Below are 15,631 nucleotides of genomic sequence, written 5' to 3'. Positions count from 1 at the left end.
ATTTGGCTTTAGAAGTGGGTTTCGCTACTATGTACAGCTATTTGAAAATGCCCAAGAATCCCTTGCAGGGAACCTTATGGACAGTACCACTTATGCCTTCTTTTACAGATAGCCATAGGTAGATGAGGAAACGATGCAACATCTAGAAGAGATTATTGCTAATGCTACAGCCGCGATTAACGCTGCTGAATCATTAGTTGCACTCGATGAAGTGCGAGTTCAGTATTTAGGTAAGAAGGGTGAACTCACTCTTCAACTACAAAGCCTAGGTAAACTTCCACCTGAAGAGCGTCGCACTGCTGGTCAAGAGATCAACAAAGCGAAAGGTGCTGTTCAACAAGCGATCGTCGCTCGCAAAGACGCACTGCAACGTGCAGAGCTTGAAGCGAAACTGGCTGCAGAAACCATTGATGTGAGCCTACCGGGTCGTCGCATTGAGAACGGTGGTCTTCACCCAGTGACTCGCACTGTTGAGCGTATCGAACAGTTCTTTGGTGAGCTTGGTTTTAGCACTGAGTCTGGCCCTGAGATCGAAGATGCATTCCACAACTTTGATGCACTCAACATCGCAGACGATCACCCAGCTCGTACTGATCACGATACTTTCTTCTTCAACCCTGATCTAATGCTACGTACGCACACTTCTGGTGTTCAAATCCGTACGATGGAAAACGGCAAACCGCCTTTCCGCTTCATTGCTCCGGGTCGTGTTTACCGTAACGACTACGATCAAACTCACACGCCAATGTTCCACCAAGTGGAAGGTATGTTAGTGGATGAGAACGTAAACTTCGCACAACTTAAAGGCATTCTTAACGATTTCCTTTGTAACTTCTTTGAAGAAGAAGTTGAAGTGCGTTTCCGTCCTTCATTCTTCCCGTTCACAGAGCCTTCAGCTGAAGTTGACGTGAAACGTAAAGATGGCAAATGGCTAGAAGTTCTAGGCTGTGGCATGGTTCACCCTAACGTACTTCGCTCTGTTGGCATCGACCCTGAGAAATACTCTGGTTTTGCATTCGGTATGGGTGTAGAGCGTCTAACGATGCTTCGTTACGGCGTAAATGACCTTCGTGCGTTCTTCGAGAACGACCTTCGTTTCCTTAAACAATTCAAGTAATCCGGGGCAGTCAAAACTATGAAATTCAGTGAATCTTGGCTACGCGAGTGGGTTAAACCTGCAATTAACAGCGAAGAGCTAGCTCACCAAATCACGATGGCTGGTTTGGAAGTTGACGATGTAGAACCTGTTGCTGGTGAATTCACCGGCGTTAAAGTAGGTAAAGTGGTTGAGTGCGGTCAGCACCCAGACGCAGACAAACTACAAGTTACAAAAATCGACATCGGCGCGGTTGATGCAGACGGTAACAAAGAGCTGTTAGACATCGTATGTGGTGCATCTAACTGTCGTCTTGGCCTAACGGTAGCAGTAGCGACCGTTGGCGCAGTACTTCCTGGCAACTTCAAAATTAAGAAAGCAAAACTACGTGGCGTTCCATCGAACGGCATGCTTTGTTCTTTCTCTGAGCTAGGTATCGACGTAGAGTCTGACGGCATCCTTGAGCTGCCAGAAGGCACAACGCTAGGGTTGGACGTACGCGATCTTCTAGAGCTTAACGACGTAACTATCGACGTAGACCTAACAGCAAACCGCGCAGACTGCTTCAGCATCCGTGGCCTTGCTCGTGAAGTTGGCGTACTAAACCGCGCAGACGTTACAGAGCCAACAGTTGAAGCTGTTGCAACAAGCATTGAAGACACAGTATCTGTTGAAATCAAAGCAGCTGACGCTTGTCCACGTTACCTTGGCCGTGTGGTTAAGAATGTAAACGTGAAAGCGGAATCGCCAATCTGGATGCAAGAAAAACTGCGCCGTTGTGGTATCCGTTCAATCGACCCAGTTGTAGACATCACAAACTACGTGATGCTAGAGCAAGGCCAACCAATGCACGCATTTGATCTCGCTAAGATCGAAGGCGGTATCGTGGTTCGTCTAGCAGAGCAGGGCGAAAAGCTAACACTTCTAGATGGCAACGAAGCTGAACTAAACAGCAACACACTTGTTATCGCTGACCAAAACAAAGCACTAGCCATCGCTGGTATCTTTGGCGGTCAAGATTCAGGTGTGACTACTGAAACGACAGACGTACTTCTAGAAGCGGCATTCTTCGCACCGGATCACATCCGTGGTCGCGCACGTGCTTACGGCCTTCACACTGATTCTTCTCTACGTTTCGAACGTGGTGTTGATTCAACACTTCAAGCAGCAGCAATGGAGCGTGCAACACAGCTTCTCGTTGAAATCTGCGGTGGTGAAGTTGCGCCAGTAAACGGCAGCGAATCTGAAGCTGATCTTCCTAAAGCAAACGTAGTTGCTCTACGTCGCGCTAAGCTAGACAGCCTACTAGGTCACGAAATCCCATCTACAGACGTAGTAGAAATTCTTACTCGCCTAGGTTGTGAAGTAGCTGTTGTTGAAGATACAGAAAGCACTGATGCTGGTTGGACGGCAACGTCTCCATCTTGGCGTTTTGATATCGCAATCGAGCAAGACCTAATTGAAGAAGTAGGTCGTATCTACGGTTACGATAACATTCCAAACCAAGCGCCTAAAGCGGCACTTAAAATGAATGACCACAAAGAAGCTAACCAACCGCTTAAGCGCGTTCGTGACCTTCTTGTAGACCGTGGCTACCACGAAGCAATCACATACAGCTTCGTAGAACCAGAACAGCAAAAGCTTGTTGTACCTGGTGTTGAGCCGTTAATCCTGCCATTCCCAATCTCTGCGGACATGTCAGCAATGCGTCTTGGCCTAATCCAAGGTCTTCTAAACACAGTGGTTCACAACCAGAAGCGTCAACAGTCTCGCGTTCGTCTATTCGAATCAGGCCTACGTTTCATCCCTGAAGCAACGGCTGAAAACGGCATGCGCCAAGAAATGATGCTTGCGGGCGTTATCTCTGGTACTCGTGGCGAAGAGCACTGGGACATTGCAACGAACACTGTCGATTTCTTCGATCTTAAAGGTGACCTAGAAGCCGTTCTTGAGCTTTCTGCAAACGAAATCGCATACAGCTTCAAAGCAGCGAAACACCCAGCACTTCACCCAGGTCAAACTGCGGCTATCGTAGTAGACGGCAAAGAGGTGGGTATCATTGGTACTGTTCACCCAGAACTAGAGCGTAAGTTTGGTCTTAACGGCCGTACTATCGTATTCGAAATCGAATGGGCAGCGATCAACACTCGCGTGCTTCCAGAAGCAGTAGCCGTATCTAAGTTCCCTGCAAACCGTCGTGATATCGCCGTTGTTGTTGATGAAGCAGTTGCTTCTGGCGACATCGTTGAAGCGTGTATCGCTGCGGGTGGTGAATTCCTAACAGGCGCTAAACTGTTCGACGTATACGTTGGTCAAGGCGTTGAAGAAGGTAAGAAGAGCCTAGCAATTGCACTTAGCCTACAGTCTGTAGAGCGCACACTTGAAGATGCAGACATCGCTGGTTCAGTAGATGCTATCGTCGCTTCAATCTCAGAGAAATTCGGCGCAGCACTTCGCGACTAATCTCTTCTGATCGATGGAAAAATCAAAGGCCTCGCATTGCGAGGCCTTTTTTGTAGCCTAAGAAGTAGGGGTAATTCATAGCTGAAAAAATCAAGTCAACCACGCGACCAGTTTAATTGTAACTCTTAAAGAAGAATGCTCAACACAACTACTCGTGAAGATTATTTATCGAAGTAAATAAGCTATCTTCTTAGATTTGCTAATGTTGGTAACGAGATAAACTGAGAGGGTTGCCCATTAACAACTTTGCCCTGATACCCAAATCGTAAGTTACTTGTGACTAAAACACACCACTCTATAGCTCTAGTTATACCGACATAATGTAAATTTAAGCACTGTTCATAGTTTTCATAGATAACATCATAATTACCTTTAATGAAAACTCTTTTTGGCATAACCCAGTCGTATAAGTCCAAGTGGTAGACAACTTTAAACTCTAAGCCTTTAGCTTTATGAAGAGTCATAACTTGAACTTCATTATCATCAATAGGTTTGTACTGTTTCATCAAGTAATCATCAGTTAGAATTTTTGATACTTCCCTTTCTTCAATATTACTTAATGGCTGTATTCTTAGAAGATGAAATAAGCTGTTTATATATTGGATAATATTATTAGGAACCTCTTTTCGACAGTCTCTTATTTTATTTGAAATTAGGGAAAAATTGATGTCATTTTCATTAATATTCTTCAGTATTGTATTCATAACATCAGTAATCAGAGAAGAATGATCAAAGTAGAACCTAAGTAATGAGTTGGCAATTATCGCAGGTGTTGAGTTAATTTTTTCTAGATTAACATCCTCGTAGATACGCAAAGGCAAGTTGAAGTTATTCTTTATTACATCTAAAGATGAGTTATTTCTGACTAGAACTGCAATATCCTTGAGAACCAAACTTTTGTCATTTTCAATCAATTTTTCTATAGAGTTATTAACTGTAATCGCACACTGTGCTGGGGTGCCATCCAAGTTCCAATAAATTACCCTATTATCATCTGTATCTAATAGATGGCATTTCTCATTATAAAGTCTACTAGCATAATTAATTATAGAAGGATGGCATCTATGATTGATCGTAATCGAAAGAGCTTTGAATTTTTCATTATTTATCAGGTCATTTAGATACTTCGGATTACTTCCTCTAAATGCATAGATAGACTGCTGTATATCGCCGACAGAGATACACTTCAAATCTAGGGAGTGTAAATAGAGAAACAATGCATGTTGTGACTCAGAGGAATCTTGATATTCATCTACATATACGGCTGTATATCTAGATTTAATATATCTTCTGCATGACTTTGACGATTCAAGAACTTTGAGTGCGATAATACCATTAGCTTCTAATAACAAAATACCTTTAGATATTAGGTTGTAAATAGCCTCGGAATATCCTTTAAAGTTGTCGATGGTAATTAAGTTACCAGCAATACTTAGATCTGGTAAACCTAGTTTATCATCATCACTTAGATCAAAATAAGACATCGTATCTAAGTTTTTAGGTATATTATTATGAATACTATATAAGAATGGATAAACTATTTCGACTAGGCAGAAACTATCAATTGTCCCAAAAAAACTAGACTTTGTGTTAAAGCCATCTGATTTGCATTTCTTCTTTAGCTCTGAACTTGCTTTAACAGTAAAGGTGATACCAATAATACCCTTGTAGTCTGCTAATTGATTTAGCTCCTTTCTTATTTTTTCAACCATAACTGTAGTTTTTCCGCTACCAGGACAAGCGGTTAGCACCATGCTACCATCAAAAACGATAGCGGCATTTTGTTCATCGGTGAAAGTGAGCATATGTTATTCCGTCGCCAGTTTTTCAGCAAGCAAGAGAGGTTTTACAATATTTTTCGCTCTCAGGCTATCGAAGTCGATATTATCTTTTCTCAAAAACTCACTCATCCTAAGAGCCTTTTTTGATTGTATCAATGACAGGGTCAGGTCTTGCCTTTTGCTTTCAGTCAGTAAATTTAGAATAGTGACCTGTTCATCTTCTTCCCTAAACAAAAATGGCCTAGCTAATAACTAGGCCACTCTCATCAAAAAGGCAAAAGGCAAAAGGCAAAGGGCAAGGTCTGATAGCCATCGTTTTGACCCGATCGCTTTTTGCAGGCAGCAGGTGTCGTTTAAGAGGTTACTTTGTTAGCAAACTTAAAGCCCAAGCTACCAACAAAAATGGACAAAACAAAAGCAATAGGCCATGCGGTAATGAAATGAGTCATCCATGTGTATAGCCATACCTTTGTCATTCCTAGCTCGATGAAGCTAAAAATGCCAGTCATAAGGAATGCCATCAAGGAAAATGGCAGGGTCAGGTCTTGCCTTTTGCTTCCAGCCAGTAAATTTATAATAGTGACCTGTTCACCTTCTTCCCTAAACAAAAATGACCTAGTTAATAACTAGACCGTCTGTATCAAAAAGGCAAAACGCAAAACGCAAGACCTGACCCCATCGTTATGACCCCATCGTTAATAGCCACATCATGACATTAGCTGATTAGTCATGTACAATTAACGCAACCAACAAAAGGAACATTGATATGGGCAATGTCTCAAATTCAAAGCGCCAAAAAGCTACATTTACCCCAAGCTTAAAGAACTTCAAAACCAGTTTGGGTTATGAAGGCATGACGATAAATAAGAAAGCAAACGTTCAAACTATTGAAGATTTAAAACGCAAGTATGCGAGATAAATATGGTGCTGAGCAGGACAAATACTGTTATTCAAATTCTGAAGTTTTAATTAACAGATTGAATATACTTGACTCAGATGAACTTGAAAAAGCCGAAGTTGAATTTACGAGTCATAGGTACCTTTCATACCAAAGTAACGTTGCTGAACTCAAGCATTTAGACTTCAATCACCTCAAATGTCTACATCATCATCTATTCCAAGATATTTTTGAATGGGCAGGTCAAGTTCGAGAAGTCGATATATCTAAAGGCTACACTCGATTCTGTACCGTTTCTAGGATTGAACCTGAAGCTTCAAAATTATTTGGTATTATCCCCTCGTTAGATAATTTGGCTTTGCCCGATCTGACCCAAGAGTTAGCCAATCTATTTTGCGAATTAAATTTGTTACATCCTTTTAGGGAAGGCAATGGCCGAACTTTACGTTTCTTCTTTGAAGAACTCGTATTTATCCTTGGCTACACCATAGAGTGGCCTAAAATCACTCAACAAGAATGGATTGATGCAAATATTGCAGGGGTATCGCTCAATTTGGAGCCGTTAACTACAATATTTTGTTTAGCTCTATCTAGTGAGAAACAAGGCTGAATTTTTGTGCGATTGCAAAACCTTGGTAGGAACAAAAATGTCAGGGTCAGGTCTTGCCTTTTGCTTTCAGTCAGTAAATTTAGAATAGTGACCTGTTCATCTTCTTCCCTAAACAAAAATGGCCTAGCTAATAACTAGGCCACTCTCATCAAAAAGGCAAAAGGCAAGGTCTGATAGCCACCGTTTTGACCCGATCGCTTTTTGCAGGCAGCAGGTGTATTTTAAGAGGTTACTTTGTTAGCAAACTTAAAGCCTAAGCTACCAACAAAAATGGACAAAACAAAAGCAATAGGCCAAGCGGTAATGAAATGAGTCATCCATGTGTATAGCCATACCTTTGTCATTCCTAGCTCGATGAAGCTAAAAATGCCAGTCATAAGGAATGCCATCATAAAAGAGATAAAGATTTGTGCGATGATTAGAGTTTGTTTCTTTTGCATTGTTTCACCCAAGTTGTCAATGGATGGTGCACGAAACGTATAGACGAGCACCATCCTAATAAAAGGTTAGTGCCGCGGGTTTGCTGGAAGCAACTAAATCTCGGGATAAACGAGGACTGGAATAACCGGACCAGTCTAAAATCTTTTCGACAGCGCATACATTAGCCATTAGTGTGATGTGAGTCAAGTTTTTAGTGCGTATATGGGTAAGGTTTTGCCATTTGCCAATCATTATTTTTGTAATACAAAGGTGAGGTGATTATTTGAATTCAGAATGGAAGGGTCAGCTCTTGCCTTTTGCTTCCAGCCAGTAAATGTAGAATAGTGAATTGTTCATCTTCTCCCTAAACAAAAATTGATCCGCACCAATAGTTTTGGACACTGACTTAACGGAGTTGGGCTGCCCAGACTGCAGTCTGGCTGGAGAAAATGATATTAGACAATATTGGTCAATCTGAGCCTACGTATTTATTGACAAGACTAGCAATTAGACTACGCTTTAAGGACTGATGGAACATCGTCAGTGGAAAAATGAACAAGTTTCAACGCAAACAGTAACACTGTAAAAGAAAAAAATATGTACATTGTAGAAAAATAGAAAAGCCACTTTTTACATTAAGTGGCTTTTTTTTTGCCAAAAAAAGACGATCAACGATGGCTTCAATTTTTCGTGCAGATAACGAATCCAGTTTGAAAGTTAACAACAGAAAGAAGCAACCACTCCATAACTCTAACCTAGAGGTTAACGAAAACTCGGGATAATCGCCGGTATGCCCGGTAGGAGACCAACCAACGCCATTACACCACTTAGCACAATAAACATAGCGCCAGGCAACACCCAACGGCTCATTTTACTCAGTTCACTGCTGCGTTCTTTACAACCAACTAAGCCTAAGTTATCTAACAGCATGGTGAGAGCCCAACCAAATGCGGGGTTAACGAGCGCTGAAGAAAATACAACAATCGCTGCTGATTGGGTGGTTTTCCCTTCACGTGTCATTTCCATTCCAGCTTCTAGTAATGGAACAAATACCCCAACAATGAGCGCAACACACAGTACAGGTTGCCAGATAGCTAAATCCATTGGGTAACCCCAAACCGCGGCGATGATACAGAATAGAGCCGTTAGCAAAGCGCCTGCAGGAATAGGGCGTTTAGCAATTGCCGCAGGTATGATGTAAGTACCCCATGAAGACGTAAAGTTAGTACCACCGAGCAGAGAACCGAATGTTTGACGAATTGACGCTGTGGTCATGGTGTCGTCAATGTTCATGTGTACTTTTTCGGTACGTTCTGGATAGCTGATTTTTTGAAAGACTTGATGCCCTAAGAAATCTGGCGACCACATCGCCACAGCTAAAATAGCAAATGGCAACACCACCATGAAATGTTCAATCGTAGGTAGGCCTAGCATCCAGCCTGTATCTTCTCCCCACCAATACATTGGGTTCATGTTGGGTAAACCTGGCTCGGTTTGGAAAGAAAACGGGGCACCCATGGCAAATGCTAACGTACCACCCAGCAAGCAACTAAGAGGTACCGCTAGCCAACGTTTACGGAAATGTTCCAATAACGCATACAGAATAATGGTGCAAAAGATCACGACAAAAGCAATATGGCTCATACCGATCCCGTCAGCCCAAGCGAACAGCTTCTTAACTTGAGAAGCGGTTCCAACAAAGCCAAGGTAGAGCAGCAAACCGCCACACACGCCTTTACTGGTTAGGCTTGCCAACATGCTACCACCTTTACTGATGGCTAAAATTAAGCCAAAAGCACCAATCAGCAACCCAAAGGCCATAGGGTGCCCGCCTGCTGCAACGACAATCGGAATTAAAGGAATGAGTGGGCCGTGTGTACCTGCGAGGTTAGCGGTCGGCAATAAAAAACCAGAGAAAAGAATGATGAAAACAGAGGCGATGAGTAATTCATAACGAACATTTTCTAAAATAAAGCCTTCGTTTAGCCCTAGAGCACCGGCAAAGGTTGTTGCAATGGCTCCCACCATAACAATCTTCCCAATGGTCGCCGCCATAGCTGGAATGGTATCTTCTATTTCAAATCGATAATCTTTAAACGGTAAATTGGGACGCCAGCGTTTAGGCGCCATGATTTGTAATTCATGTTCTAAATATTGGTCGCGGGAATCAAATTCCGATCTTGGTTTGTGTTGTTGTTCATAAGTGAGTTCATCCTCATTGGGTTGAGGCTTATCTGTTTGTATATGTACGGACTCTAAAGTACTGCTCATGTTGATTCCTTTCGTTCACACTCTAAGGTGTGCTATTCCAACAAACGTTCTTTTCTATGAAACTCTTAAAATTCACTATTAAATAAGAAGAACGAATCAACTTATTACTAAAAATAATCCTCAAAATTCAGTTGCTAGTACCTTATACCAAACCAAAAAAAACAAACAGTCTCAGGTAGTTAGACATTAGTCGTAGAGTAAGGCTGCTAGTAAGAGAAACCGTAGGCAGTGTGTGTCTATTTGTTGGTAGGCCCTTAAATTCAGGAGTTAAAAAGCAAGGTTTAGCAAGAAACGGCTCGACTCCAAAGACCCAGAGAAAATCCATCGATGAACGATTTCTAGTGTTCTTAGGGGGATTTGATGGTGAACATCTGTACTAGTTTTATGCTGAATATATTAGGGCGATAAACAGGGGAAGGTCTTGTCTTTAGCAACCAAATCTCTACTACGTTTAGCCCCTGATAGTGATAGAATCTCCGCATCTGAATTATCGAGAATCTAGGTATTTATAAACAATGTTTATCCATCATGTTAATGGCATCGACTGGCTGGTGATCACCGCTTTTGAAGAACTGAAAACGATGTTTATCGAAGATGCTGGTCCAATCCCATCTTACTTCTCTACCGCCAGTGAATTGAGCCTGATTGATCAAGCCAAGCGCAGCTATGGATTTTTGCCTACATTCCGCGGTGTGATCACTGATACCGGCACGTATCAAAGTAAAGATCTTGAAGATGATTTGAACCCACAGCTTGCGTGTATCGTTGAAGGGCGTGGTCGGGTGTTTATCTATCACGGCGACTATGTGGCTTTTGTGGATGACGAGCAAACCTTTATTACTCGCATGGACTGAAAAGATTCAGTCAGTTGAAATTGGTGTAAGCATGAACAAGGCCTCGCGTTTGCGGGGCTTTTTGTATGTGAGAGAAAGTGATTGGCCGTGTTGAGGCTTTAGGAGATTTACGCGAGAAAAACGGACAAGTGGTTGTTTAACGGGTATTGGGTTACGCCAGATAGATCGCATCTAAGCAGGGGAGTATGCTTAACCTGTTAATTATTTTCCAGTTTTAAGGACAATACCATCTAGGCGATTAACGTCGATAACGCGCAAGGATGCTCAGTCATGGCTAAGAAATTAATATTCATCCACGGTCGGGATCAGAAGCCTGACAAAGAATCTCTTCAGGCATTGTGGTACGACGCAATTGAACATGGATTACAGCGAGATTGCAACGGTTCAGGTTCGCTTCAAGCGTTTAAAAATGTAGAGAAGCGCTTTGTCTATTTTGGCGACCTATCGAACACCTTGTTATTCAAACCCACCGAGGATCCGCTCAGTCGACAGCAAGCACTCATCAAGCTCAAAAGCTATAAGACCAAACAGTTCAACAAGAAAACGTATCATGACGTTTCTAAGGCAGGCTTCCTCCAGGAGGCGCTTGCAGATATGTTTTCTTCCGTACTCAATCGATTGAAAGCCGCCGAACCAATCATCACTCTGGTTGCGCCAGATATGGCTCATTACTGGTATGAAGATTCTTATTTTGGTAGTGATGTCAGGTATCGATTAATGGTCGAATTAAGGGAGGCGCTGGATAATCAAGATGATGTGATGATCGTGTCGCATAGCCTTGGCACTATGATCAGTTATGACGTGTTATGGAAGCTGTCGCATTACAGTGAATACCGAGGGGTTTACGGCGCGAAGAAGAAGGTCGATTTACTGGTAACACTGGGTTCGCCGTTAGGGGATGAGAGTGTAAAAGATCGCTTAAAGGGGAGTCGATTAAAAGGCTTTAGGAAGTACCCTTTAAATATTCATCGATGGATAAACATCTCCGCAGAAGACGATTTTATCTCTCACGACAGCAAGATCAAAAACGACTTTGAAGAAATGCTGAAACTGGGTTTGGTGCCCGGTGGAATGAAAGACATCTACCCAATTTATAACCTCAATGTTCGTAATAGGCAAAGCAACCCACACGGATCAATTGGGTATCTGATTAATCCTAAGTTTATCGCGGTGCTGGATGAATGGCTCTCTACTTGATCTGTTTTTGCTGTTTTTCTGTTCTTGTTCCTTTTGTGTTTGTGTTCTTACTGTTAGTTGCCAGCGTAGTTGCTAGCGGTTGCGATTAATAATAGCTCGTCGTTGATCGGTAGGTTAAGGTATAGAACAAAGTAAGAGAGTCCGTTTAGATTGGGCGTATTTTATATCTGAAACCTGTTGATTATTAATGGGTTAGTAATGAAATAAGCGGCCAAGTGTTTGGGTGGTTTTGTCCTTAATTTGAGAATTTTCTGAACAAACTTCAAAAAAAATCCACCCAAGCCTTATGGTCATTAATAATGTAATTAGTCTACTTTTCGGTTATTAATCCTATAAATTCTTTTTTAATTTTGTATTTTTGGTTTTATATCTTGAATGATGTGTTTATTGATTCAATTTATATTTATTGATAGTTCCATACACTTAGAAAAAAGTTGGCGAAAATCAGAAGCTTGGCATACACTTTCCAAGGTAAAGCCGATATGTTGTTGATTGGCTAGGCAAAATGCTTTGGCGCTGCCATCTGGCAGTAATGTTAAACATAGCTTTAAGGGGAGTTTTATGGCGCTCACAAAGGCCGATCTGGCTGAGAACCTGTTTGAAAAACTTGGATACAGTAAACGGGATGCCAAGGAAACGGTTGAAGTATTTTTCGAAGAAATTCGAAAAGCACTCGAAAGTGGCGAGCAGGTAAAGCTGTCTGGTTTTGGTAACTTTGACCTTCGAGAGAAAAGCGAACGCCCAGGTCGAAATCCTAAAACTGGCGAAGACATTCCTATTTCTGCTCGACGTGTTGTCACATTCCGTCCGGGACAAAAACTAAAAGCCCGCGTAGAGAATATCAAAGTTGACAAATAGCTGATCGATTGAGACCACGCCTAGCGTGGTCTTTTTATATCTGGCTTAAGGCAATAAATGAACATCCTTTAGGCTTTATCAATCGATGAAGTTGAAAGCACTCATACTCATTGAATTTTCAATTCTTTTCGCTTTTTCTCTCTGCTTCTCTTCCTTTCCTTTTCGCTTATAGCATCATTTAAGCGTGAACGTTTACGCATTGTGATTTTTTGAATCGATTAGCGAAAAAGGTACGGAAACAGTTGCTGTTTTTCTTCCTGCGATAAAGACTCAACACGAGCAATATTGTTATCGGGTATGGCTTCAGGATCGGGATAGTGTTTGAGCACCTTTTCCATCGACTCTTCACGGATTAAATGAATGGTTGGGTAAGGAGAGCGATTAGTCAGATTCTCGGTATCATCGGGTTGGGTCCCGTGAAAGTAATAATCCGGATGAAATGTCGCGACTTGGTAAATTCCTTCATAGTCTTGCTGTTTGATCAGCCCATCAACCCAGTCGAGAAAAAAGTTGTAATCCATGAAATCCTGAAGCATATCGGGAATCACAACCAAAGTTGTTTCTAGCTCTTTGGCATCTTTACTGTCGAGAATCTGAAATTCTTCCAAAATACGTTCAAGCAGTGCTTCTTCCGTCGTGGCGTCGGTGACTGCGATTTTAATCTGTTTATTCTTATTCGGCTTGTGTGCGAAAGGACACAGGTTAAGACCAACGATGACGTCTTCTAACCATTGCTGAGTCTGTTTTTCTGCGAGTTGATAGTTGTCCATAGGGGTATCTTTACTTAAACCGTTTCTGCGGGAGTCAGCACCGTGCGTCTCCAGATATTAGAACGAATAGAATACCAGAAATGACGCTTTGAATGAGTAAAAATGGTGCTTGTTTTACTGCTTAACATCGCTGCTTAAAACACTTCTTCCATTACTTATTTAACGGCTGTCCAACTGACAGATTAAGTATCGTTTATCGGTGTGTTGGGTGAGGTTCGGCCAACGTCCGAGACGATACCGTTTGTCGATAGAGAGCATAGCAAAGAGCAAACAAACCAAGATAGAGAACCATGCCACCCATGGTGACACTCAACCATCCACCGTGTTGCCAGCAATAGATAAGAAAGAACCCACCTAAGCTTCCACCTATATAGTAGTGAACAAGATACAGTGCGGTTGCCGTTGCTTTCGCGTGTTCGGCCCTTTGGCTAATCCATGAATACGCTAAGGTATGCGTAAAAAATGCACCAAAGCTCACCAGTAATAACCCAATGACCATCATGGGTAAGTGATCAACCAGTGCCGCCCACATACCCAGCATGCTGATGATGCTTCCGGTTACCATCCCTGAAATAGGCTGTTTATGTTGAGCCCATTTCCCAGTTAATTTCGAGCTAAGAGTTCCTGCTAAGTAACACAGAAAAATCAAAGAGGCAGCGCCAATCGGCAGATAATGTGGGGCACTGACTAAGCGAAAGCCCATGACGGAATACAGATTAACAAAAAGCGCGAAATTGATGCCACCAATGAGCATGGCAAACCACAACGTCTTGTTTTTGATGTGTTTCACCAACGCTCGATTATGGTGGAAAAAAAGACCACGCTGGGGAGTAAAGTTGTCCTGGTTTGGTAGTAGCAGCCCAACAATCACAGCGCCTATGAACGTGAAGATGGCCATGGTTGCAACGGCAGTTTGCCAGCTGAACATTTCGGTAAGCGTGCCGCCGAGTATGCGGCCACTAATGCCACCGAGAGAATTGGCGGCAATGTATCCCCCAATCGCCTGGCCAAATGCCTTAGGGCTTAGCTCTTCAACCATGTAGGCAACGGCCACGGAAGCAAACGCGGCCAACGCCACCCCCATTAATCCTCGGGTCAGGAGCAGTAGCCAAAAGCTGTCGCTAAGAAGCATCAATAAGCCAATCAAAGGCATAGAAAAAATGCCCCCTAGCATGACTTTTTTACGGCCAAAAGATTCGGAGCAGATGGCCCAGGGTACGAGGAAAATAGAAAGCGCAAAGGTAGACGCAGCAAACAATCCGTTAATTTGAGTTTCTGATACCGTAAATTCTTTGGCGAGCAAAGGAAGGATTGGCTGAAATAGATAAAGGTTGCAGAACACCAAGAATGAGCCCAGTGCCAAGCTTAAGGTGATTTTTTTATAGCGGGTACTGCCAAACTCAGCCATTTATTTGTCCTGAACGCCAATGAATTTCGGGGTAATGTGATGAAATTAGCAGTGAATTTGTGATTAATAAAATATATTAAAACTATCGACTCGATATAAAAAGTTAATGATATGGAAACTCGTCATCTCAAACACTTCGTCAAGGTTGCAGAGCTTGGTCATTTTACGATGGCAGCGAAGGCGTTACATATTGCTCAACCCGCCTTAAGTATCTCGATAAAAAAATTTGAGCAGCAACTTGGCGTGGTGCTCTTTAAGAGGCAAGACAGAAAAGTAGAACTCACCCATGAAGGGAAAGTATTACTCGACCATGCGAAGCGTATTTTACAACAGTTAGACGATGCCAAGCTCGCTATGGATGAACTGATCGGATTGGAAAAAGGAGAGGTCCGCTTAGGGGCTCCTAGTATGATGGGGTCTTACTTTTTTCCTGACATCTTGATGGCTTTTAAATCTCATTACCCAAACTTAAAACTGACACTGGTCGATGCAGGAACGCAGTCAATTCGGAAAATGCTATTGGATGGAGAGCTGGATATTGGGGTCATTGTGAATAACGACATTCCGGAAGATCTCGATACCGATTACCTAGTGACCGGCGAGATGGTTGCCGTCGTGTCTGAAACCCATCCTTTGGCACAGAATAGTTCAATGTCGTATTCCGAGTTTTTTCAACATGAATTGGTGATGTTTAAGCCGGGCTATTTTCACAGAGAGTTTATTGATCGTGTGTCTATCGAAAATCAGTTTACTCCGCAGTTCTCTTTTGAAACCAACTTGATCCCAATGATACTGAATATTGTAAAACGAGAATTTGCTATTACTGCGCTATTGAAACTCGTCACCGACAATGAACAAGGCGTGGTGGGCATTCCATTTGAAGAGCCTGTAAAGATAGATTTGGCTTTGGCGTGGCGAAAAGATGGGTATCAATCGAAAGCCGATAGAACATTTATCGACTTTGTTAAGCAGTATGTCTAAAGAAGCAGTATGTCTAGAGAAAGA

14 protein-coding genes are annotated in these 15,631 nt (G+C 42.4%); 8 read left to right on the top strand and 6 right to left on the bottom strand.

Annotation, left to right across the window (positions count from 1 at the left end; genetic code table 11):
* The first annotated feature begins 133 nt into the window (after positions 1-133).
* Together pheS and pheT are read left to right on the top strand one after the other, a co-directional pair.
* Positions 134-1,117, top strand: a complete 984-nt coding sequence (pheS, locus tag QF117_RS14530; protein WP_017034130.1) for a phenylalanine--tRNA ligase subunit alpha — start codon at positions 134-136, stop codon at positions 1,115-1,117.
* An 18-nt stretch (positions 1,118-1,135) separates the two neighbouring features.
* Positions 1,136-3,559, top strand: coding sequence for a phenylalanine--tRNA ligase subunit beta (gene pheT / locus QF117_RS14525; RefSeq protein ID WP_282386400.1), 2,424 nt, complete (start codon positions 1,136-1,138; stop codon positions 3,557-3,559).
* Between the two features lie 182 nt (positions 3,560-3,741).
* Here the strand turns inward: pheT and QF117_RS14520 are convergent, their stop codons facing one another.
* Entirely contained in the window at positions 3,742-5,364 is a 1,623-nt protein-coding gene (locus QF117_RS14520) for an ATP-dependent helicase (RefSeq protein ID WP_282386399.1), read from the bottom strand.
* A gap of 329 nt (positions 5,365-5,693) precedes the next feature.
* Positions 5,694-5,861 (bottom strand): DUF2798 domain-containing protein, encoded by a 168-nt coding sequence (locus QF117_RS14515; protein ID WP_282389495.1) that lies wholly within the window; start codon positions 5,859-5,861, stop codon positions 5,694-5,696.
* Positions 5,862-6,106: 245 nt separating this feature from the next.
* On the opposite strand from QF117_RS14515, the gene QF117_RS14510 reads away from it, so the two are divergent.
* Positions 6,107-6,259, top strand: a complete 153-nt coding sequence (locus QF117_RS14510) for a hypothetical protein (RefSeq protein WP_282386398.1) — start codon at positions 6,107-6,109, stop codon at positions 6,257-6,259.
* Positions 6,249-6,848, top strand: a complete 600-nt coding sequence (locus tag QF117_RS14505) for a Fic family protein (protein ID WP_282386397.1) — start codon at positions 6,249-6,251, stop codon at positions 6,846-6,848. The genes QF117_RS14510 and QF117_RS14505 overlap by 11 nt, the downstream gene beginning before the upstream one ends.
* A 221-nt stretch (positions 6,849-7,069) precedes the next feature.
* On the opposite strand, the gene QF117_RS14500 is transcribed toward QF117_RS14505, so the two are convergent.
* Together QF117_RS14500 and QF117_RS14495 are read right to left on the bottom strand one after the other, a co-directional pair.
* Positions 7,070-7,288 (bottom strand): DUF2798 domain-containing protein, encoded by a 219-nt coding sequence (locus tag QF117_RS14500; protein ID WP_282386396.1) that lies wholly within the window; start codon positions 7,286-7,288, stop codon positions 7,070-7,072.
* Positions 7,289-8,030: 742 nt separating this feature from the next.
* On the bottom strand, positions 8,031-9,539 hold the full coding sequence (locus QF117_RS14495) for a DUF3360 domain-containing protein (RefSeq protein ID WP_282386394.1): 1,509 nt from the start codon (positions 9,537-9,539) through the stop codon (positions 8,031-8,033).
* A 515-nt stretch (positions 9,540-10,054) separates the two neighbouring features.
* Between QF117_RS14495 and QF117_RS14490 the strand changes: the two genes are divergently transcribed.
* The 3 genes from QF117_RS14490 (at position 10,055) to ihfA (ending at position 12,448) form a co-directional block, all read left to right on the top strand.
* Positions 10,055-10,393 (top strand): cytosolic protein, encoded by a 339-nt coding sequence (locus tag QF117_RS14490; RefSeq protein WP_282386392.1) that lies wholly within the window; start codon positions 10,055-10,057, stop codon positions 10,391-10,393.
* A 270-nt stretch (positions 10,394-10,663) separates the two neighbouring features.
* Positions 10,664-11,590, top strand: a complete 927-nt coding sequence (locus QF117_RS14485; protein WP_282386390.1) for a hypothetical protein — start codon at positions 10,664-10,666, stop codon at positions 11,588-11,590.
* A gap of 561 nt (positions 11,591-12,151) precedes the next feature.
* A complete protein-coding gene (gene ihfA / locus QF117_RS14480; protein WP_282386389.1) occupies positions 12,152-12,448 on the top strand; it encodes an integration host factor subunit alpha in 297 nt (98 codons plus the stop codon).
* 218 nt (positions 12,449-12,666) lie between these two features.
* Here the strand turns inward: ihfA and QF117_RS14475 are convergent, their stop codons facing one another.
* Entirely contained in the window at positions 12,667-13,218 is a 552-nt protein-coding gene (locus tag QF117_RS14475; RefSeq protein WP_282386388.1) for a DUF1415 domain-containing protein, read from the bottom strand.
* Positions 13,219-13,411: 193 nt separating this feature from the next.
* On the bottom strand, positions 13,412-14,626 hold the full coding sequence (locus tag QF117_RS14470) for an MFS transporter (protein WP_282386387.1): 1,215 nt from the start codon (positions 14,624-14,626) through the stop codon (positions 13,412-13,414).
* A 111-nt stretch (positions 14,627-14,737) separates the two neighbouring features.
* Here QF117_RS14470 and QF117_RS14465 point away from each other — a divergent pair, with 111 nt between their 5' ends.
* Positions 14,738-15,607, top strand: coding sequence for a LysR family transcriptional regulator (locus QF117_RS14465; RefSeq protein ID WP_282386386.1), 870 nt, complete (start codon positions 14,738-14,740; stop codon positions 15,605-15,607).
* The last annotated feature ends 24 nt before the right edge of the window (positions 15,608-15,631 follow it).

It is taken from the genome of Vibrio sp. YMD68 (assembly GCF_029958905.1).
Classification (GTDB): Bacteria; Pseudomonadota; Gammaproteobacteria; order Enterobacterales; family Vibrionaceae; genus Vibrio.
The sequence above is the reverse complement of the archived record's forward strand: the minus strand, read 5'-3'. Positions and strand labels throughout refer to the sequence as shown.

Coding starts and splice junctions, on each gene's coding strand:
- QF117_RS14465 (WP_282386386.1), top strand. CDS start 14,738: ATGGAAACTCGTCATCTCAAACACTTCGTCAAGGTTGCAGAGCTTGGT.
- QF117_RS14520 (WP_282386399.1), bottom strand. CDS start 5,364: ATGCTCACTTTCACCGATGAACAAAATGCCGCTATCGTTTTTGATGGT.
- QF117_RS14470 (WP_282386387.1), bottom strand. CDS start 14,626: ATGGCTGAGTTTGGCAGTACCCGCTATAAAAAAATCACCTTAAGCTTG.
- pheS (WP_017034130.1), top strand. CDS start 134: ATGCAACATCTAGAAGAGATTATTGCTAATGCTACAGCCGCGATTAAC.
- ihfA (WP_282386389.1), top strand. CDS start 12,152: ATGGCGCTCACAAAGGCCGATCTGGCTGAGAACCTGTTTGAAAAACTT.
- QF117_RS14510 (WP_282386398.1), top strand. CDS start 6,107: ATGGGCAATGTCTCAAATTCAAAGCGCCAAAAAGCTACATTTACCCCA.
- QF117_RS14485 (WP_282386390.1), top strand. CDS start 10,664: ATGGCTAAGAAATTAATATTCATCCACGGTCGGGATCAGAAGCCTGAC.
- QF117_RS14505 (WP_282386397.1), top strand. CDS start 6,249: ATGCGAGATAAATATGGTGCTGAGCAGGACAAATACTGTTATTCAAAT.
- pheT (WP_282386400.1), top strand. CDS start 1,136: ATGAAATTCAGTGAATCTTGGCTACGCGAGTGGGTTAAACCTGCAATT.
- QF117_RS14495 (WP_282386394.1), bottom strand. CDS start 9,539: ATGAGCAGTACTTTAGAGTCCGTACATATACAAACAGATAAGCCTCAA.
- QF117_RS14475 (WP_282386388.1), bottom strand. CDS start 13,218: ATGGACAACTATCAACTCGCAGAAAAACAGACTCAGCAATGGTTAGAA.
- QF117_RS14515 (WP_282389495.1), bottom strand. CDS start 5,861: ATGGCATTCCTTATGACTGGCATTTTTAGCTTCATCGAGCTAGGAATG.
- QF117_RS14490 (WP_282386392.1), top strand. CDS start 10,055: ATGTTTATCCATCATGTTAATGGCATCGACTGGCTGGTGATCACCGCT.
- QF117_RS14500 (WP_282386396.1), bottom strand. CDS start 7,288: ATGCAAAAGAAACAAACTCTAATCATCGCACAAATCTTTATCTCTTTT.